We start from the raw sequence: 22,319 nt of genomic DNA on the forward strand, positions 1-22,319 counted from the left end.
CTTTTATATGTAATATTTTCAACTTTTATATTCTTAATAAAATGCTTCTCTAAAATAAATGATGAAAATATTTTATCGTATTCACCAGATGAGTGCATTGTATAATAGAAAAATGTTTAGATTATTTCTCATATAATCCAAATATTTGTATTTTTCATCACGTATACAGGTATTATTAAATATTTTGCTAAAAGTGATAAAACATGCATAAAAGGCTATTGAACATACATTTTTATAATGATATGATTGTTGTAGAAGTGAATGCAGTGTTAGGTTTTTATAAAAGAATATGATAATTTTATTTAAACCAAATACATTATGTAAGGAGGGATGTAAGCGCTAACTTTAAATATTTGTATTTTAAAAGGGAAAACAAAAATCAAGAAAGGAGTTAAATTAGTATTTAAATAACGCATAAAACACTAATGAATGATTAATGTTGAAATGTTAATGGGTATTACTTATAGTTTTGGGACTCGCTCTAATAGACATTCACAAACACAGTAGAGTTACTATTCTACTAAATTATAATGATTTACTAATATCGTATTATTGATAAAACAACTGATAATAATTATCATAAATTAAACCTTTAGATAAGGTATTTTAGTCATACTGTTTTTTGTTTATATGGAGGATCTGATTTACCTAATCTGCAACATTAATAAAAACTAGTATATGTATTAACTTATTAATTTAAAGTGAGTAGAAAATGAAAGGGAAAGTATCAATGAATAGGCTACTTAAAGTAGCTGCACCGGCACTTTTGGTAGCTGCTATTATTTGTCAATCAGTAGGTTTTCAAGGCGTTTTAGCTAAAGATAATGTTACAACAGCATCTAGCGATCATGTTTCAAACCTTACTGATCAACAATTACAGGCATTAACAAATCCCGTTCTTCAATCTTATAAAGCAGATAACAGCCATAAAGTTTGGAAAATGACTGCTGATAGTCGATTAGCTGTTCTAGCAAATCAAACTAATATCGAAAATGTAAGATTGCAAGAAGTGGTGAAATTAGTAAATTCAGAATTTGTTGAAAAAGGAATTATTTCATCTCCATTAGCAATGGTTTTTGCTCAAGAAAAAGATGTTAGTTATGGAGATATTTTAATCAATATTGATAAAACAAATCCAATTACAAATAACTCTAATAGCGAAGAAGCATATAAAATCACAATTGGAGAAGATGGAGTTCGTTTAACTGGTGCCAGTGAAAATGCTGTTATGCATGGATTAAGAACAATCCAAAATTTAGCTATTACTAATGATGGTTTAGTTTACGGTGAAATCATGGATTATCCGAATGTTGCAGAACGTAGAGTACATGTTGACTGCGCTAGAAAATACATTTCTAAAGATTGGTTTATTCGCCAAATTAGAGAAATGTCTTATATGAAAATGAATGCTCTTCAAATTCATTTTTCTGAAAATATGGGATTTAGAATTGAATGTGAAACTGATCCAGCTATCGTTTCTGATCAATATTTAACAAAAGTAGAAGTTAGAGAAATTTTAGCAGAGGCTAAAAAATACGGTATCAAAGTTATTCCATCATTTGATAGTCCAGGTCATGTTGACCAAATTTTAAAAGCTCATCCTGAATACGGGCAAGTTAATAATAGCGGAAATCATTATAGATCTGGTTTAGATGTTACTAATCCTGAAGCCATTGCATATATCCGTAGTTTATATGATGAATATATGGATTTATTTGAAGGATGTACTGATTTCCATATTGGTGGCGATGAGTATATGGAGTTTGACCGTCCGCCATTCACTACAGAATATAAGAGTGTATTAAACTCTTATGCAGTTGAAAAATATGGTCAAGGATATATTTGGAAAGACGTAATTGCCGGATATATTAATGATTTAGCTGAATATGTACATGATCGTGGATTTACACCAAGAATTTGGAATGATGGTGTTTATTACGGTGAAAGCTCTTATGAAGGTGCACAAAAAATAAAAATGCATGACTATATTGGAATTGATTTCTGGTCACAAATGTCATGGAATTCAAGTATTGCAAATTTACAAACATTCATTAATAAAGGTCATGATACAATTTATAACATCAATGCAAGTTTCTTCTATTATGTATTACGTAATGATAAACCTACTGATGGTAGAGAACAACACTCATTTGATAATTTGAATGCAGATCGTAAAATCTATAATGAATGGACACCTGGAAAATTCCAAGGTAACCCAGCTGTAGATGATAATTCTGATTTTATTAAAGGTGCTTCAATGGGAATTTGGTGTGACAATCCAAATTTATGTAGCGAAGATGTAATTACTGAAGATATTGCTGATGAATTACGTGCATTAGCTTCTAAATCATGGAATACAAGCAGTAACGCAATTATCAATTTTGATGGTTTCCAAGAAAATTATGCTAAATTAGGTAATGTTGCTGGATTTGAAAAAGGATCTACATTACCAGATGCTGGAGAATTCTTAACAGCTGGTGATTTAGGAAAAATTACTATTCGTTTCGTAGATGAAAATAATCAAGAATTAAAACATGAAGTAATTAAATACGGAACAGTTGGTGAAAAATTTGAATTTAGTGCTGATCCTATTTATGGATACCGTGTAATTGATAATACACCAATTACTGGTACTTACACTAAAGAAGGTGCTGTTTATATATTCACTTATGAATTATATACAGATAAGGCGGCTTTAAATAACGAAGTAACAAATGTATTAAAAGAAAAAGATTATATCAATGAAACATTTAGTGAATATAAAACAGCATTAATAGCTGCTAAAGCTATTAATGATAAAACTGATGCAACACAGGCAGAAGTAGATGAAGTATATGATGAACTTATCGAAGCTAAAGCAAAAGCAGTTAAAATAGAATATTATTCATTATATGTACAAAGTACATATCCACTAAAACAAGATGATTATGTTGGTGGATATGAAGCATATAAACAAGCTGTAGATGCTGGTAAAGTATTATTATCTAGCGATACTTTAAATGCTGAGACTGCTAAAGGAGCTTATGAAGCAATTAAAACTGCTAAATCAAACTTAGTAAAACCTGATGGAAACATTCCAACAATTACCGCTACAGATAACTATTACGAAAAGAATCAATGGTATCCAACTAAAGAATATAGTTATGAAAAAATGTTAGATAACGATTTGAATACTAAGTGCTGGTTTGGACAAGAACAAGCAGCGGATAAAGAATTTAAATTTACTTTTCCTACAGCTGTCAACATGACAAGTGTTCAGGTTATTCAGCCTTCTAATGTAGGTGATGATGCATTGAAAGCTGCTGATATCGAAGTTTCATTAGATGGTGAAACATGGACTAAAGTTGGATCAATTACTGAAAATGATTTAGATTACACAGCAACATTTGAAAAAATTGCAGTTAAATATGTAAGAGTCCGCTTAACTGAGGCTAAACCAGGCTACTGGTATCAAGTTTCTGAAGTGAAATTTGCTTATGAACAACCACAAGAAGATAACACTTTAAGAGATATGATTAATGAAGCAGAAGCATTAGATATAAATGGTAAAGCCCCTATCTTAGTATCTAATATGGTTGATGCTCTAATTGCTGGTCAAAAAGAATATGTTAAAGGTACTACTGATACTACAACTGTAGAAACGACTTTAAGAAATGCTATCGATGCATTAAAAGATGCAGCTGATATTACTAATTTATCAGGACTGATAGAAAAAGTACAAAAATTAAATAAAGCTGATTATACAGTAGATTCATGGAATAATTTAGAAGCTGCTTATAACAAAGCATTAGAAGTTTTGGAAAATACAACCGCAACTCAAGAACAGGTTGATAAGGCCTGCGATGATTTAGATAGGGCTATTAATGCATTAGTTAAAGCTCCTATAGTAGCAGATAAAACTGAATTATTAAAAGCTATTGAAGCAGCTAAAGACTTAGTTGAAAAAGATTATACTTCAGAATCATGGAAGACATTACAAGATGCATTGGATGCAGCAAATAAAGTAGTGGCTAATAAAGATGCTACTCAAGAAGAAATTGATGCTGCAGTTGATGCAATCAATGATGCAATTGATAAATTAGAAGCTAAACCTGTTGAACCAGAAAAGCCAATTGAACCTGAAAAGCCAATGGATCCAGTAAAACCTGCTAAACCAAACCAACCTGCTAAACCAAACCAACCTGCTAAACCAGGTGTAGCAACTGGTGATAATGCAAACTTTATGGCTATTGGAACTCTTATCGCAGCAACTGCTGTTATCGCTTTGTTAAAAAAAGAAAACTAAATTAATTAATGATAATGGACCGTAAATTATCATAAAAAGTGCGGTCCTTCTATATATTTATTTATGTAAGCGCTTTGATGAGGTGGAATGATATGAAAAAAATTAAAAAGCTATTTAAAATTGGACTTTCTATAGCCATTGTGATGTCTGGATTTTTAGCAACTGCTAAAGTTGCTAATGCATCAACATCATTAATGACTTATCCAAATGTTCAACAATATACTAAAGAAGCGGGGCAAGATTTTACTCTTGCTGAAAATAGTCGAATTTTTGTAGTAGCAAATGAAAAAACATTAAATAATACTATTTTATTAAAAGATTTAAAATTAACTAGTTCAAATTTTGAAGCCGCTGGAGTTTTATCCAAAGCCCCAATAATAGTATTCGGTAAAGAAGAAAATGCAGTAGTTAATGATATTGTTGTTAGAATGGAGGATGTGGCTGAATTAGAAGGAAAAGCTGAAAGCTACAAATTAGATATTACTGATAAAATCACAGTAACCGCTAAAGATGAAATTGGTATTTATTATGGTTTAATGTCAGTAATTCAAATGTTAAAGATTAATGATAAAATATTAGAGAAAGGAACTGTTATTGATTATCCAGATGTTGAATTACGTTCAATGCATTTAGACATTGCTCGTAAACCATTCTCTAAAGAATGGATAATTCGTCAAATCAAAGATTTATCTTGGCAAAAATATAATGCGGTTCAACTTCATTTTTCTGAAAATGAAGGATTTAGAATTCAAAGTGATACTCTGGATGCAATCGAAGGATTTAAATATAAATATGATGATGTATTAAGTAAACAAGATATTTTAGATATTATTCAAGTTGCTAATGATTATCATATTGAAATCGTGCCTTCTTTAGATTCTCCAGGTCACCTGGGAGCAGTTTTACAATATCTGCCAACTGATTACAGTTGTAGAGAACTATTCCCAACCGATGATCGACGAAATCAATGCTTTAATATCTTTACAAATCCTGAAGCTAGAGAATTCTTAGTAAATTTAATGACTGAATTTATTGAATTCTTTGGTGATGCGGGATGTAAACATTTTAATATTGGCGGTGATGAGTTCTTAGCTAAATTCTCTAGTTTTAGTAATGAACAATACGGACAAATTATGACATATTTTAATGATATTTCTAAGATAGTTAAAGATAACGGAATGACTCCAAGAGCATGGAATGATGGTTTATTATTTGGTGATTATGAGGGTTATACATTGGATAGTGACATTGAAGTTTGTTACTGGGCAGCTCCTGAAAACTGTGCATCGGTAGCGGATTTTGTTGCTAATGGTAACAAAGTAATCAACTATTCTGATGTTTATATGTACTATGTACTTTCTTGGTGGTGGCAAACTAATGCAGTACCAGAAGGTGATCGTATTTATGATGAATGGCATCCTGGTAAATTCTCTAACTTATCCGGAACAGCACAAACTTTTGAAGAACCTTATCCAGAATATGTAATGGGTGGTTCTTACGCAGTTTGGTGTGATGATCCAAATTATGAAAGCGAACAAAGCGTAGAAGATAAAATCTATCATCGCACACGTGCAACAGCTTATAAGATGTGGAACGCGAACGATAATCAACCAGACTATGATGTTTTTAAAGCTGCTGTTGATAAATTGGGAAGAACTCCAGGCTTCAATGAGGCTTTACCTGCTCCGGGTGAAGTGTTCCAGGGTGAAGATACAGCAACAGTTACTATCAAATATATTGATAATTTTGGTAAGACTATTGCTGCAGATGATGTATTCTATGGTCTAAATGATAGTGAGTATCATTTTGAAGCAAAAGAATTATTTGGATATAGTTTTATTGAATCAGATTTACCATTAGATGGTAAATATAACGGTAATATGACAATTACTTTAAAATATCAATTACATTGTGATAAAACTGATTTAAAAAAAGAAATATTTGAACCATTAGCAGTAAGTGAATATATTAATGAAACTGTAGCTGATTATAATAAAGCATTAACAATGGCAAAAGAAATATATTTTGACGAAACAAGTGGACAATTAGCTGTTAATAACGCATTAAGAGCATTACAAGATGCTAAAAATAAAGCTGTAAAATTGGAATATTATTCATTATATGTTGAAGTTACATATCCATTAAATGAAAGTGACTATTCAAGTGGATATCAAGCTTATAAAAATGCTGTAACTACAGGAAAAACATTACTTAATAGTGAAGGATTAACTGTTGAAAAAGCTAAAGAAGCTTATAATGCAATTCAAACAGCTAAGCAATCATTAGTTAAACCTAATGCTAAAGTTCCAACTATTTCAGCAACTGATACTTATTATCAATCTAATAACTACAATAATATGATTGATGGTAATATTAATACTAAATGTTGGTTTAATAGCAACCAAGAAATTGGTAAAGAAGTTAAATTCACATTTACTCGTCCAATAAATATTAGTTCTATCCAAATCATTCAACCAAGCAATGCTGGTGAAGATATAATTGATGGTGCTGATGTGCAAATCTCCACTGATGGAAAAAATTGGACAACAGTAGGAACGTTAGATAATTCAGCATTTGAAAAAACTATTACTTTTGATAAGACATTGACTAAATATGTTAGAATTGTTCTTACCGAAGGTAAGGGGAACTGGTATCAAATTGCAGAAGTTAAGTTTGAATTAGAAGAAATACCTGAAGATTCAACTTTAAAAGATATGATTTTAGAAGCTGAAACATTAAATATTACTGGTAAATCTAGTGGCTCAGTAAATGAAATGATTGATGCATTAATTGTTGCTCAAAAATCTTATGTTGAAGGAAAAGTTGATGTAACTGAAGAAACTAATAATTTACGTAATGCAATCAATGCATTAAGAGATACAGTTACCTCAAACAAAGAAAAACTAACAAATAAGATTAATGATGCAAAAGAAATAGAAAATAATAACTATTCTATTGAATCATGGTCAAGATTTGAAAAAGCTTTATTAGAAGCAATCATTGTTAATGAAGATAGTAATGCTACTCAAGAACAAGTTGATAAAGCACTTAAAACACTTGATGATGCTATCAAAGGTCTTAAAGCTCCTAGTGATACAAGTGAATTAGAGACTGTTATTGATAAAGCAAATAAGCTGGATGCAAGCAAGTATACTGAAAAATCATGGAACGCATTGCAAAATGCAATTGATGCTGGTAATAAAGTTCTAGAAAACAAAGATGCTACTCAAGAAGAAATCAATGCAGCAGTTGATGCAATCAATAATGCAATTGATAAATTAGAAGTTAAACCTGTCGATCCTGATAAACCGGCAAAGCCAGAAAAACCAATGGATCCAGTAAAACCTACTAAGCCAGGTGTTGCAACTGGGGACAATACAAACTTTATGGCTATTGGAACTTTACTAGTAGCAGCTACTGGGATTGCTTTACTTAAAAAGAAGAAAAAAGAAAATTAATTAAACCTGAATCCGTGACGAATTGTTTATCACGGATTTGCTTAATTATAATCATTATAGCTATGATTTAATCTCAGTTACCCTGTTTTAGGACATAGTAAAATTTAGATGTTAAACTATTCTTAGATTTAATATTATATCTGAGAATAGTTTTATTTTACTGGTAGAATCAAGAGATGCTATTATTAATTTTAGTTAAAACTATTGAATTGAGGTAGAATTAATTCAGTATTGACAAATATGTAAAACAATTTGAATATGCGTATGCTTGAAGCAGTCCGAGGGTGTGTTTGATAAAGAAGAATTAACTCCTTCACGAATGCTGACTATTACGTTAGATATGATGGGGTTTCATCAGATATGGTAGAAAAAATGAGTGAAATGGATCCAGCCTCTATGATGAACCAGATGTATTATAGTGCAATGAGGTTACTTCCAATATTTATTCTGATTATTATTTTATCAAATTCTTTAATTGCAGACCAGGTAGATCAAGGGGCAATGGCTTTTGGAGGTGGACTAAGTATGTTTTTTCCTTGCTTCAACGATTGGTATGTTTGGCTCTGGAAATATGCTTAACACTGGTATGGGTGTTACAGAATTAAGTATATTTAATAAACTTACCTAGTGGGGGTGTATGATATGGGGTCATTAAAGCATATGGCAGAGATGATAAGTCTTGAAACTGGAATAAACATTAAATATGTTTGTATCCCAGCTACCCTTATCGCATTAGACTGTTCTCGAAAAGTGGGCTGTCACGATTCTTTGAAGAGATTGATTCTTATCAACAAATATATTCGGAAATTCAGCAATAGTATCAAAAACAAGAGAATTCTTAAGCAATCATTAGTTTGCGTATAACTGGAGAGAGTGCGGCTATTCAAATAAAAAATTATATTGAGTCACATTCGTATTTAGAAAATACGGATATAATTCTATTAGTGATTTCTGATCATGAATACTTGCTAAGAAAAGTAAATCAAATACAAAAAAACAAAGGATTGTGTGTGAGGTAGGGACTTATAATCAAGAATTATGGGGACAGCAACACAAACGCTATCTGAAAGAATATAAAAATGTAACTTACACAACGCTCTTGATAAGTGGCAAATTGAACAGCTATTTTGCTGACATCAACAAACAGGCACTGGAACGTTTAGAAACATTTATCGAACAAATGAAACAGGCGCAAGGTGTAACAGAGCAGTTAAAAGCTGAAAATGCTTTTGAATGGATTGGAAGAATGAATAACATTCGAGCTTGTGCTGTGGAGATTGTGAACACGGAAATCATTTACGCATAAGGCAAAGCGACAGGGAGAAATCACTGCCGCTTTGTCTTTAGGAAAACGTGAAAGTTAGAAATATTTCACTTACCTTATTGACATTCATAAGTTAAGGCGATATATTTATAACATCTCAAGTGCGAAATATATAACATGAGAGGAGCCTAATATGAATAAAAAAGTATCTTTAAAAGAAATTGTCGGAACTAAAATTGTTTATGCCATCATTCTTACATCCTACTATTGGATGTGGGCAAGAACCGATTGGGAAGACTGGTATTTAACAGCACAGTATGTACTTGGCTGTGTTCTCATTGCTTTTTTCTTGTTTCAGTATGTGAGAATTAAGAATTACAAGAAAGAAGGCGTTGATGAAATGGCAGAACAAAACTTGAAACGATGTGACTCAATTTGTTTAAAAATTTTTGTTGGTGTAATGGTTGTAGTTGCTTTTGGTGCTGCCATTCTCGGTCATGCAAATGCCGTCAATACAGGATTTATTGGGTGGACAATTGTTTTGTCAATTTTGGTTTTATCTATTATTAGAACAGTGATGTTTGTGGTTATGGATAGCAAGGGGGTGTAATATGGCTCTCATTACAAAAATCAAAGAATACCGAGAAAAGGCAGGATATAAACAAAGTGAACTCGCTGAGATGGTTGGTGCAAGGAGAGAAACCATTGTTCACCTTGAAAATGGCAGATATAATCCTTCCTTAAAGTTAGCTATGGATATAGCGAAAATATTCAATGTGGCTGTCGAAGAATTGTTTGAATTTGTAGATAGCGAAAATTAAAGAGGTTTTTTATAAAGAAGCAGTAAATGCTGTCATAAAACTATGTAATCCGCCGTGTATGGGTAAAACCATAGCGGCGGTTTTTCTTGAGAGTGTAAATAATGGAAAGCCAAATCCTCATTATGAGTTTTTTTATTCTCTATATTTGAAATCTGTCTATATAATTCGTTAATGCTGATATTCATATCTATGAGTGCTTTGTATATATCTTCAAGTATATGAATATGTAGTTATTCACTGCCTCTTATATGTGGTCTTCTACCATTATAATCATTGTGTTTTTATATATTAAAATATTTGCCCATATCTTTATGGATTTTTCATAATTGATGCAATACATGACTTTTGTCCAATTTTTATATCTATTACTTGATGTTTTAAGAAGTTTATCTTTTTCTTGGTCATTATCTCATAATCAGTTCTAAAACCAATTAATTCATGTATTTATGTATACATATTTAAAAAATGCATAAAATATATTGATATGTATAGAAAAAAGAGTATAATATAATTTATATCAATTTGGATTGTGACTTTAAGCAGGCAAGACCAAATGTAATATAGATACATTTTTTAAGTGTGTCTATATTACATTCGGTCTTTTTTGTTGGAAAGTTGAGGTGAAATGGAAAAATACGTAATCAGGTGTAATCATGTATTGAAAAACAAATAAAGGAAGGGAAACTATGAAAGGAAAGACAGTTAATAAAACTTTATGTGGGGCTTTAACAGCAATAATGCTTATTTCGTTATTAATGATGCCTCAAGCAGTTAACGCATTAGAACCTACAAACTTATGCTTAGGAAAAACAGCAACAGCGACTGCACAATACAACGATACAACTCGTTCTGCAGCAATGGCAATTGATGGAAATTTAGAAACATGGTGGTCAACAGATGGTTATAAACCAGCTCAATCAATTACAGTTGATTTAAAAGACAAAACAGAATTTAATAAGTTTATGATTTATTATGAAGTTGGACAAAAAATGAAATCATTTAAGATTGAAGGATCTAATGATAATCAAAACTTCACATTATTACATGAAGATGCAAAAGCAGATGGTTTTACAAGTGATCACAGTGTTGTTTTAGGTGAAAAAGTATCTTATAGATATGTTAAATTAACAGTTAAAGAAGTTATTGGTGCTTATCAAAATGTAACAATTAGAGAATTCCAAATCTATAACGTCAATGAAACAGAAAAAAATGTAAACTTAGCTTTAAATAAACCAGTTACTGCTTCAGCAAACCATGGAGCTAATTTAGATAAAGCTAACTTAACAGATGGTAAAGAAAGTACACGTTGGTCTACTGAAATGGGACCAGTTCAATGGGCTTATGTAGATTTAGGAAAAACTGAATCAATGAATACATTCCGTGTTATTTGGGAAAGCGATACAGTTTATGCAAGCGCATATAAAATTTATGTATCTGATGATAAAGATAACTTTGGTAATGCTGTTGTAACAAGAACAGACAATACAAAAAAAGATGTTACAGAAATGATTTCTGAACCTGTATCAGGTCGTTATGTAAAAATTGAAGTTACTAAACAATTTGGATATCCTTCAGTATCTGCACGTGAATTTGAAGTATCTTTAACAGAGCATAAAGTTCAAGATCCTACTGCAAACGTTGCATTAAAAAAACCTGGATATGCAAGTTCAGAAGAAGATCCTAGTGTAGAGGCATCTAATGCTTTCGATGGAAATGCATCAGCTAGAGATTCTCGTTGGGGAAGTGATATTGGAAATGGTCCTCATTGGATTTATACAGATTTAGGTGAAAAATATACTGTGAAAACTATAAAAGTTTTCTGGGAAAATAGAAAGGCAACAAGTTATGAACTTCAAGTTGCTGATGAATTATCATCACCTATGAGTGATTCTGACTGGACTACAGTAAAATCATCGACTTCAAGACCTAAAAATAAAAATGAACGTATTGTATTAGATGAAGCTGTTGAGGCAAGATATGTACGTTTAAAAATTAATTCATTCACAGCAGATGATCCTGATGGTGGAGTTACATGGAATACAATTTCTATTTATGAAATGGAGGTTTATGGTGGTGAATTAAAAGAAGATAGTTCTGAAATTGGTGATAAAATCACTATTGATGATGTTAAACCTGGAGATACTCATTTAAAAGTGAATATTCCAAGTAGTGAAGATTATGATATTACTTATAATGGAACTGATTATGAACAAGTTGTAGATACAGATTATAGAATTTATCAACCAATCGTTGATACAGAAGTATCTGTTTCATTTAAATTGGTTGATAAGAAAACAAAAGACTATACTTTTAAAGAAATCAGAAAAACAATTCCTGGAAAATATTCTAAAGAAGAAGGAGATAATGCTTCACCAGTAGTATTACCTGAACTTAGAGAATGGAAAGGATTTACTGGTAAGTATACTATCCAATCATCAAGTAAAGTTGTTTATAAAGATAGTAGTTTAAAGAAAACTGCCCAAGCTTTAGCTGATGATTATAAAGAAATGACTGGTAGGTCATTAAAAGTTGTTCAAGGAACTAAAGAAGATGTAAAAGCTGGAGATATTTATTTTGCATTAACTACTGATGAATCTAAAGGTTTACAAGATGAAGGTAACATCATTGAAATTCAAGATTCTATTAGTGTTGAAGCATTTACAACAACTGGTGCTTTCTGGGCAACTCGTACTATTTTACAATCTTTAAAACAAGGCGGTAATGAATATATTAATAAAGGTATCGCAAGAGATTATCCTTTATATAAAGTTAGAGGATTTATTTTAGATGTTGGTCGTAAAACATTTACAATGGATTACTTAAAACAATTAACTAAAGAAATGTCATGGTATAAGATGAATGACTTACAAATTCATTTAAATGACAACTTAATTCCTTTAGAAGATTATACTAAACATGATAAAAATGTTTTTGATGCTTATTCTGCATTCCGTCTTGAATCTGATGTTAAAGAAGGTGGAAATGGTGGTTTAAATAAAGCTGATTTAACTGCTAAAGATGTTTGGTATACAAAAGAAGAATTTAAAAACTATATTAAAGAATCTAGAGATTATGGTGTAAATATCGTACCTGAAATTGATACACCAGCACATTCATTAGCTCTTACTAAAGTTAGACCTGATTTAAGACATGGTACTAGCGGTAGACAAAATGATCACTTAAACTTAACTACAAAATATGATGAATCAGTAGAATTCGTACAAGGAATCTTTGATGAATATATGAAAGGTCAAGATCCAGTATTTGATGCTCAAACAACAGTACATGTTGGTGCTGATGAATACAGTGCAGATGGTACTGCATACCGTAAATTCTGTAATGATATGTTAAAATATGTTCAAGATACAGGTAGAACTGCTCGGATTTGGGGAAGTTTATCATCTATCAAAGGTGATGTTGAAGTTACAAGCAAAGATGTTCAAATGAACTTATGGAACTTTGGTTGGGCAAATATGGATAAGATGTATGAAGAAGGTTTCGATTTAATTAACTGTAATGATGGAAACTACTACATCGTACCAGCTGCTGGATATTACTATGATTATTTAAATAATGGAACAATGTATAATTTAAATATCAATACTATCGGTGGTGTTACTGTACCTGCAGGTGATAAACAAATGATAGGTGGAGCCTTCGCAGTATGGAATGATATGACTGACTACTTAGAAAATGGTATGAGTGAATATGATATTTATGATCGTATTGTAAAAGGATTACCATTATTTGCTGCTAAATTATGGGGTAAACAATCTTTAGATTTAGCTGGTGCTGAAAGTGTCGCTAAACAATTAGGAGATGCTCCAGGAACAAACTTCGGTTATGATGTAGAAAATAAAGATGGTGTTATTTTACATGAAACATTTAATACTTTAAAAAATGCAGAAGTTAAAACTGTTGATGGTAAACAAGCTTTACAATTAACTGGTAAAGAAAGTTATGTAACAACTGATTTGGAAACTGCTGGTTTAGGTAATGATTTACGTGTTAAAGTAAAAAGAACAAGTGCTTCTATTGATGAACAAATTTTATTTGAATCAGATTATGGAAGTATCAAAGCTGTACAAAAGGATACAGGTAAAGTTGGTTTCTCTAGAGAAAACCATGATTACTCATTTAATTACATCTTACCAGTAAATGAATGGGTTGAATTAGAATTCAAAAATAGAAAAGATGTTACTGAATTATATGTTAATGGAAAATTAGTATCAACTATTGATCCAGCTAAAGATAAAACATCTAATGAAATGGCTGATTTAACTGGAAACTATAAACCATTACATGCAACTACAATGTTACCACTTGCTAGAATTGGTAGTGAAACAAATGCATTTGTTGGATATGTTGATGATGTACGTGTTGGTGTAAATGATACTTATAATTCTACTATGGAATTAGATAACGCTTTAGTTATTGCTTCTAAATTAGTAGATAAAAATCCAAATTTACAATCATTAATTAATAATGGACAAGCAGTATTAAATAAATTTAATCCTACTCAAGAAGAAATCACTAATGCTTTAAATGCCTTAAATAATGCATTAAAAGATGTAGAATATACAAAAGCTAATTATTCAAGAGTAGAAAAATACTTAAAATTAATTGATGAAACTGCATTAAGTAACTATACAGATGATAGTGTAGCTATGTTACAAGCTGCAATCAACAATGTTAAATATGGTTTGCCTGTATCTATGCAAGATACAGTAGATGGATATGAATTAGCTTTAGCTAATGCATTAGCTTCATTAAAATTATCTAATGCAACTAATGTAAACTTCATTGATTCATCATTAATTACTGGTAAATCACCATCTCAAGATGCATCAAGTAGTATTGATAAAGCATTAGATGGAAATCCAGGAACTATGTTCCATTCACCATGGAATGATACAACAACTAAACATATCTTAGAATTTAACTTTAAAAACACTTCAAGTGTAAGTGGAATTTCATATTTACCAAGACAAACAGGTTCTAATGGTATCTTAACTAAATATGCAATTACTGCTAAAAAAGCAGGTTCTAATGAATGGACACAAATTGCAACTGGAAATCTTAAAAATGATGCAACTGAAAAACAAATCATCTTTGATCAAGCTTATGATGTTGATGGAATAAGAATTCAATTCTTAGAATCAGTTGGTGGATTTGCTTCAGCAGCTGAAATCAAATTCCATGATGGTACTGTTGTTGTAAATACTGAAGGATTAAAAGATGCTATTGATGCAGCAAAAGCTATTGATACAAAAGATTATTCTAAAGTATCTGTAGATAACTTAAATGATATTATCGAAGAAGCTGAAGCATTATTAAATAGTGAAAATCCAGATGCAAATGATGTAGAAGTTATGATTAAAACGTTAAATGATGCAAAAATGCGTTTAATTTTAAAAGCTAACAAAACTACATTAAAAGAATTAGTAGATACAGTAAGTGTATTAACTTCATCTGATTATACAGCTGATTCATGGTTAGATTTTGAAAATGCATTAGAAAATGCAAATGATGTATTAGATGAATCTGAACCAACTCAAGAAGACATTGATCAAGCATACGCTGATTTATTAAATACTTGTAGTGATTTAGTAAATATTTATACATACGATAGCTTACAAGATTTATTAAATAAAGCTAATGGATATGAAGCTAAAGACTATACAACAGAAAGTTATGAAAACTTACAAAAAGCAATCACTGCTGGAAAAGCTGCAACTGCAGATATGTCAAACAGTGAATTAAAAGTTTTAATTACATCTTTAAATGATGCAATTAATAAATTAGAAAAGAATGAAATTAAAGTTGAAGATGGAAGTCAAACTAATCTATCAAAACCTGGTCAAGTAACACCATCTGTAAAAGGAGATGTTGCTACAGGAGACAAAGTAAATGTATTACCATTTGCCTTAACTTCATTACTTTCATTATCATCAATTCTTTACTTCATGAAAAGAAGAAAAGAAAACAATTAATCTAGTCACGAAAAGGACCTAATGGTCCTTTTCGTTTTTGAGTTTTACAATTGCCTATGAAATTATTCAACATTATGGGATAAGTAGTGATGAATATTTAGCTGCAAATAATTTTGATCAAAATAATAAGCATTGAGATGAAACAATTAACAAATTGAGAAATCAATTACATAACTATGGGGAAAGAATGATGCAATAATTCACTATAAAATAAATCATGGATAAATTCTACTGCGGGGTGCTGTGAAGGTCTTTACATTTGAATAAATTAGAAATTTATATGGAATAGTGAAACCGAGTGATAAAGACTATATTGCTAAATCTATTTTTACTGTTAATGTTCAAAATAAAAGAGCTTCAAAATTACATACTTATCTCCAGTTACTTGTTGTTGCAAGAAATCTATGTGCACATGATGAATTATTTTTTAATTTTGTTCAAGGTGTAATCAATATATCTATAACACCATATCACAGCCATTTTAAACTTAACAAAACACAAAATGGGAACTAATTCAAGGGCGATAAGATTTATTTGCATTATTAATTGTAATTAAACATCTTGTTAATAAAACGAGATATAAAAAATTTATTAATGCTTTACATAAGGAAATTGTAAAACAAGCTAATAAAAGTCAATGTTACACGTATGAGGAATTGCTCAATTATATGCATTTGCCTGAAGCTTTGAAAATATTGCATCCTTGTAAATTATTTTTGCTAGATATTCTCAATCATGAATTTTATTTAAAGATTTTTAGATTGATTTCTACTCGATAAAATGATTTTATAAGTCCAGGTTGAGAAGGGTATTGACTACGCTCGGTACCCTCTTTATATAGGGGCATGGATTATTACAGTAGGATAGTTAATATGAATAAACCTGTAGCAAGCAAATTAATAACAAGCAATAATTATTTTTCTTTCTTTGTAAAAAATGTAGACAAGCTGAAAGACGAAGATTTTATAGATTATTTTAAAAAACTTGAAACCCCACATGGGCGACTATTATTCATTTAACCTCTGGAAAAATAAAGGAATATTTGTTTTAACTCCTAAAAAAATAGATGCTTTATATGATGCAATAAGTGATGTATGTAAATGATGCAATACTGGACAAGGAAATAGGTGGAAGATTAACAATATTTTGGTTAGTAAAGGTATTATTTCGTATCAAAATATTAGAAAGAGAATATGAAAAAAGGATAAAATCATAAAAAAGAGGCAGTTTGCCTCTTTTTTTGTGAGAAATATAGTAAAAAAAATTGTGCCTTTTTTGTAAAACAGATATGCTATGCTTTTTATATAGTTATTATAAATATATATAAATTAAATTATAAAATTACAAAAAGGAGACATGTTCATGATTTCAAAAAAGAAAGCAAATTATATGGAGACAAATTATACAATGATAAAAGGATTTAGTATTTTATGCAAAGCGCTAATTATATACATACTGTTTTACTTTATAATTGGAGCAGTTTTAATTAGTGTTGTACCAGATGATTTATCAGTATATCTTCGATTGACAGTCACATGTATAACTTTTATAGGAATGATTTTTATTTCAAAAGATTATTTTAAAAATAAGTTTGTGAATGATTCTATGGATGTTATGGATAACAGTTTAAAACTAGCAATTATTTCATTTTCTCTTGTAATGGTTAATAGTTTTCTAACTCATATTAATGAATCAATGATAACTGCATCAACATACAATAATGATTTAATTAAAAATATATATACAGACAGCCCTGTTATCCTGGGTATTATAAGTATTGCACTTTTGCCATTTATTGAAGAAATATTTTTTAAATACGTGCTTTTTAAAAATACTGATTGTTTAAAAAAACACTGGATTATTAAGACTTTGATCATAGGGTTGCTATTTGCTTCTTTACATTGTGCAAGCGAAGTTATTAAGCTTGATATAACAGCATTTATCTGTATGTTTAATTATTTCATTTTCTATGTTGCTACTAATATTATTTATCATAAAAAAGAAAATCTGATGATGGTAGTAATAATACACATGCTGATAAATATATGTGCTGTTGTTTTAATGTAAAGTAAAAGAGTTGAATAATATTCAAAAAATGTTCACTTTTTTGAAAAAAAATTGTGCCTTTTTGAAACAAAGGTTATGCTAAAATTAGTATAGTTAAAATTATGCAAAGAGGCAGAATGCCTCTTTTTTGTCTTTAATTTTAAGAAATTATTAAGGAAAGTAGGTGGAATCAATGGGTTTAGAAGAATCTTCAATGAAAAAAGCAACAATTCAAATGAATCTGTTTGACTATTTTTATGAACAGGACAATTTTACCATAAAAGAAGCTACTGAACTGGTAAAAGAAGTTAGAGGAAAAAGAGTAAATGATGAAAGTATTAGGGCGAGAATATATGAAGGCATAGATAGAGGAATCTTCAAAAGGGTTTCTCGAGGCGTTTATAAGGTGGAGAGCCAAATAAACGGAACAACAAATCAATGTCTTTTAATTAATGGTGACGGCAGAGATTTATCAATGATAAAAGATAATTCTATTGATGGGATAATCACTGATCATCCTTATAAACTGCCTAAGCAGTTAAAAGGCGGTAATCGAAATTTTGCAGAATATGAACTTTTTAAATATGAGGAAAAAGATTTTAAAGAGAAAAGTCGAGTACTGAAAGATGGTGCTTTTATAGTTGAATTTTTACCCGAGGAATCAGAAATCAACTATGAGTATCTGTACGAAATAAAACAAATGGCAAAAAAAAGCGGGTTGAAATATTTTGCGAAAGTACCATGGATAAAGGGAAATTCTGTCGCTAATACTGGAAGAAAATCAAAAAACACTGAAGATGTTATGATTTTTTCAAAGGGAAAACCCAGATCATTAAAACTTAATGCAAAGAAAAACATTCAAACTGCATTAAATAATGGTCTGGATATAAAAGGAATGGATTCATCTCAGGTCAAAGCGTTATTAGAGGAAAATAATTTAGTTGTTCATTACATGAGCGGAACATCAAGTATGCTTCCTACGCAGTTTAACTATCAGCCAAAAAGTATAACTAAAAGAGTACATCAGGCTGAAAAACCAGTCGAGTTGCTAGAGGAAATAATCAGTTATATATCGCTTCCATATGAAGTTATTCTTGATCAGTTTGCTGGAAGCGGTAATTTAGCTGTAGCTGCATTGAATGTGTCCAGAAATGCAATCGTTATTGAAGGAGTTGAAAATATACAAAATACCTCACAGGAAAAAAGAAATTTAGCAAAAGAAAATTTTAATCTAATGAAAAAAAATATAGAAGAACAGCTGGATAAAAAAGCTACTATAATTGATATAAATCCTATTACATATTCCAATGAAAGTACTGTAGGATATGAGAAATTAGAAAATGATTATGATTTAGAAATATAATTTGGAGAAAAGTTATGGAAAATGAACTAATTAAAACTAAAATTGAAAATCTTATCAAAGAAACAAAACAACTCAAAATTGACGATGTAATATCATATATAAAAATTAAATTTCCTGAAAATGAATTCAGTTGGGAAAATATTGATGAAAGAAGTGATTTTTATTATGATCGTCGAGATATTATTCATTTAACAAATCAAACTGATTTGATTATTAATTATCCTGGGGGTGACAGATTTGGTGATATATTCGCTGAACCATATACTGATATAAGTTTTCATAATTTAAAGTTGATTAATAAATATGATGATTTGGAAGATAAATTATATTTATTTTTAAACGATAAATATAACAGCGAGAATAAAATATCCAACTATGTGAATGAATTGTCACGTAATGACAATCTTTCAATCGAAGAAATAATTATGCATTTAAGTACAGATATGAATATTCCTAATCATATTTTAAATCAAATATCAAATGAACAGTTACAAAATATTAAAGTAAGAGAGGCAATAGTCAATTGTGTTGAAAATAGTGCATTTCATAGACATTTTGATGCATGTGATCAATATCAGTATGGGCAATATGGAGGTGAAGATGTAGATGAATGGAGATTATCTAAATCACTTCAATTCATGGCTATCTGGGAAAACTTGCCTGATAAGGTGAAAGAAAATTGCAATTATGAACTTGAAAAAGCTTGGTTGCAGATTCCTGATACAAAAAATGTACTGAATGAAGAAATAGAACAGTTACAAGAAAGAATTGATATTTTATATCAATTAGAATCTAATCAGGATAACATAATACAGGATATACATAACAGATACATTTTATTAGAAAAATACGATACTTATTTATCTGATGATTTTCCTTTAAGGAAAGCGATTTCTACATTGTGGTGGAATTGTCTTGAACAGTTAGATACTGATAATCATCTCGAATTTATTAATAATAAGATAAGTGAGATAAATAACTGTAGAAAAGAGTTATATATTGAAAATACATTATTAAAACAGGAAAATGAAATACTTCAGCAAAAAAAGTATTATTTTTGGCGGTGGGAGGAAAAAAATAAAGACAGAGAAAGACTTGCAGACAATTTAAATGAAATCAATAAAAATAATGACACTGTAGCTGAATTAGAAGAACAGCTAAATACATTATCTAAAAAACATAACATTGGGATTCAGTTAAAAGAAGATATTTGTAAAATGGTTAAAAATAATCAAATTAAAGATATAAATATGCTATATCAGAGTCTTATTTCTGACTATAATACAAATGATTTAAACAATTATTCTGAGGAAGAGTTTATAGTAATGATTAAAGATATAACATCAAGTAAATTATTACAATTAGAACCAATGAATAATGAATTAATTAATTTAAATGAAACATTATCCAAGATCAGTATATCAAAATCTGACAATGAAATAGAAAATGATGACAATGTGTATAAAGAATATAATATAATTTATAAAAATGAAGATAATTACGAAATGGAAATGTAAAAAGAGGCAAAATGCCTCTTTTTTCTTAAAACTAAGGAGTTGTAAAAATGATACAAAAAAGAGCTAAAAAAGGATTTTTTGCAGTTGAAGATGATAATTTTTGCTTTGAAGGTTATTCTTTAAAAAATTTCACTTTCAAAGGATATGTAATACCCTACTTTACAAAAAATGTAGTAGAACAAATGCATGAAGTATTTGATGAATTAGAATTTAAATACAATGAAATTAATGATACTTTTTCTGTTACATGGATAGATGATGAATATGTCGACACTACAGAATATAGTGCAACAGATATTGTATTAGATGATAATACTAAAATCCACGTTTATGGAATTGGCGCAGGAGACTGGCCTTGGGATAGGTATGAAAATAGCAATAATCATGAATTTTGTATTACTTCTCTAGGAAGTAATAAGCATAATACAGAGACTATAATTAAACATGAAAATTATTTTGTTTCTAATTTTTTAAAAAGTCATTTTGCTGATAATTATCAAATAGCAGATAAAGTTTATTACATCAATAATAATATCATTGCAGGGAAAAAGAAAGATATTGCCCAAATTATTTATAGAAATAATATAGATTTAAAACGAATTCTATCTAATTTTAATGATAATGATATTATTAGTTTTGAAATCGTTGATAAAGATACTGCTTATCTAGATACAATTAAAGAATGTATGCATGGATTGAATCTATTAGATGAATTCAAAGTATTTAGTAAATTGCTTTTATTGGATATTTACGCATATGCACTTCCATTTGATTTAATGATGGAGTGTTTAGGTCAACTGCCCTTGCCCACTTTAAAACATATATCAACAATAACCAAAGATATTTCAATTATTCAAAATTCAAAAACAAATGAAATATCAATTTTTATAGAAAACGATGATTATTCAAAAAATATTTTATTTTATGGAACTATTGATGAACTGAAAAATGATTTTAAAATACTGCATAATAATATTTTTGCTGAACAAGCTATTTCAAATGAAGATTTGCATTTGGATAAAGATATTGATGATGATAGAGAAATATAAAAGGAGTTGAATTTTTATGGATTATACCAGTGCGGTTGAATTTCTAAGAGATTTAAAAAATAATACTTATCATTTTAATATTAGACAAAGAATGAAGATGTTATTAGTTGTTATAGGAGAACATCCTGATTCTATGTCACTGATCCAGAATATGGGAATTATAGATCCTGACAGAATAAAAGTTTTATGTCAAAAAGGTGCTAATGGATATGTACTTGCACAAGCTCTAATGGATTCAATAGAAATTTCTACACCAAATAGTGATGAACTTTCCTTAAAGGCTTTTGGATATATAAAACCGATTACACCTGCTGAACTAGATAATTATATTGACGAGGTAATAGAACGTTTAGAAAACCAGAAACAATATTTAAAGAATGAGACTGAGGTTGAAAGAATTAATCAGGAAATTGCTTTAGATGAATTAGAACAGTTTTTATAATTCACAATAAACTAAAATACTTAATTAATTATTTCTAACATGTTATTTTGGCTATATTTACATCAAATATATGGCAGGTTC

General features: G+C 29.7%; 15 protein-coding genes. All 15 read left to right on the plus strand.

Annotated features, from left to right (window positions below):
- Positions 1 to 712: 712 nt before the first annotated feature.
- The 15 genes from KSU54_RS12165 (at position 713) to KSU54_RS12235 (ending at position 22,238) form a co-directional block, all read left to right on the plus strand.
- Entirely contained in the window at positions 713 to 4,285 is a 3,573-nt protein-coding gene (locus tag KSU54_RS12165; protein WP_117792005.1) for a family 20 glycosylhydrolase, read from the plus strand.
- Positions 4,286 to 4,377: 92 nt separating this feature from the next.
- Positions 4,378 to 7,743: a family 20 glycosylhydrolase gene (locus KSU54_RS12170; protein ID WP_117792004.1), complete on the plus strand. Its 3,366-nt coding sequence runs from the start codon at positions 4,378 to 4,380 to the stop codon at positions 7,741 to 7,743.
- Positions 7,744 to 8,103: 360 nt separating this feature from the next.
- Positions 8,104 to 8,322, plus strand: a complete 219-nt coding sequence (locus tag KSU54_RS12175) for a hypothetical protein (RefSeq protein WP_029482346.1) — start codon at positions 8,104 to 8,106, stop codon at positions 8,320 to 8,322.
- Positions 8,323 to 8,385: 63 nt separating this feature from the next.
- A complete protein-coding gene (locus tag KSU54_RS12180) occupies positions 8,386 to 8,607 on the plus strand; it encodes a hypothetical protein (protein WP_199414798.1) in 222 nt (73 codons plus the stop codon).
- Positions 8,608 to 8,749: 142 nt separating this feature from the next.
- A complete protein-coding gene (locus tag KSU54_RS12185) occupies positions 8,750 to 9,049 on the plus strand; it encodes a TnpV protein (protein ID WP_009299762.1) in 300 nt (99 codons plus the stop codon).
- A 151-nt stretch (positions 9,050 to 9,200) separates the two neighbouring features.
- The gene (locus KSU54_RS12190; protein WP_008792822.1) at positions 9,201 to 9,617 is read left to right on the plus strand and encodes a hypothetical protein; all 417 of its coding nucleotides are present in this window, start codon (positions 9,201 to 9,203) and stop codon (positions 9,615 to 9,617) included.
- A 1-nt stretch (position 9,618) separates the two neighbouring features.
- Entirely contained in the window at positions 9,619 to 9,828 is a 210-nt protein-coding gene (locus KSU54_RS12195; RefSeq protein ID WP_008792821.1) for a helix-turn-helix transcriptional regulator, read from the plus strand.
- 686 nt (positions 9,829 to 10,514) lie between these two features.
- Positions 10,515 to 15,821, plus strand: coding sequence for a discoidin domain-containing protein (locus tag KSU54_RS12200; protein WP_009299763.1), 5,307 nt, complete (start codon positions 10,515 to 10,517; stop codon positions 15,819 to 15,821).
- Positions 15,822 to 16,106: 285 nt separating this feature from the next.
- A complete protein-coding gene (locus KSU54_RS19495) occupies positions 16,107 to 16,334 on the plus strand; it encodes a hypothetical protein (protein WP_335755908.1) in 228 nt (75 codons plus the stop codon).
- 359 nt (positions 16,335 to 16,693) lie between these two features.
- Positions 16,694 to 16,840 (plus strand): hypothetical protein, encoded by a 147-nt coding sequence (locus KSU54_RS12210; protein WP_008792819.1) that lies wholly within the window; start codon positions 16,694 to 16,696, stop codon positions 16,838 to 16,840.
- 343 nt (positions 16,841 to 17,183) lie between these two features.
- The gene (locus KSU54_RS12215; protein WP_008792818.1) at positions 17,184 to 17,888 is read left to right on the plus strand and encodes a CPBP family intramembrane glutamic endopeptidase; all 705 of its coding nucleotides are present in this window, start codon (positions 17,184 to 17,186) and stop codon (positions 17,886 to 17,888) included.
- A 172-nt stretch (positions 17,889 to 18,060) separates the two neighbouring features.
- The gene (locus tag KSU54_RS12220) at positions 18,061 to 19,230 is read left to right on the plus strand and encodes a DNA-methyltransferase (protein WP_008792817.1); all 1,170 of its coding nucleotides are present in this window, start codon (positions 18,061 to 18,063) and stop codon (positions 19,228 to 19,230) included.
- Positions 19,231 to 19,244: 14 nt separating this feature from the next.
- Entirely contained in the window at positions 19,245 to 20,747 is a 1,503-nt protein-coding gene (locus tag KSU54_RS12225) for a hypothetical protein (RefSeq protein WP_009299765.1), read from the plus strand.
- A 47-nt stretch (positions 20,748 to 20,794) separates the two neighbouring features.
- A complete protein-coding gene (locus KSU54_RS12230; protein WP_009299766.1) occupies positions 20,795 to 21,796 on the plus strand; it encodes a hypothetical protein in 1,002 nt (333 codons plus the stop codon).
- Positions 21,797 to 21,812: 16 nt separating this feature from the next.
- Positions 21,813 to 22,238 carry a hypothetical protein gene (locus KSU54_RS12235; RefSeq protein WP_009299767.1) on the plus strand — a complete coding sequence of 142 codons (426 nt, stop codon included), beginning with the start codon at positions 21,813 to 21,815 and terminating at the stop codon, positions 22,236 to 22,238.
- The last annotated feature ends 81 nt before the right edge of the window (positions 22,239 to 22,319 follow it).

The sequence above is a fragment of the Erysipelatoclostridium sp. MSK.23.31 genome (genome assembly GCF_019125875.1).
GTDB classification, from domain to species: Bacteria; Bacillota_I; Bacilli_A; order Erysipelotrichales; family Coprobacillaceae; genus Thomasclavelia; species Thomasclavelia ramosa.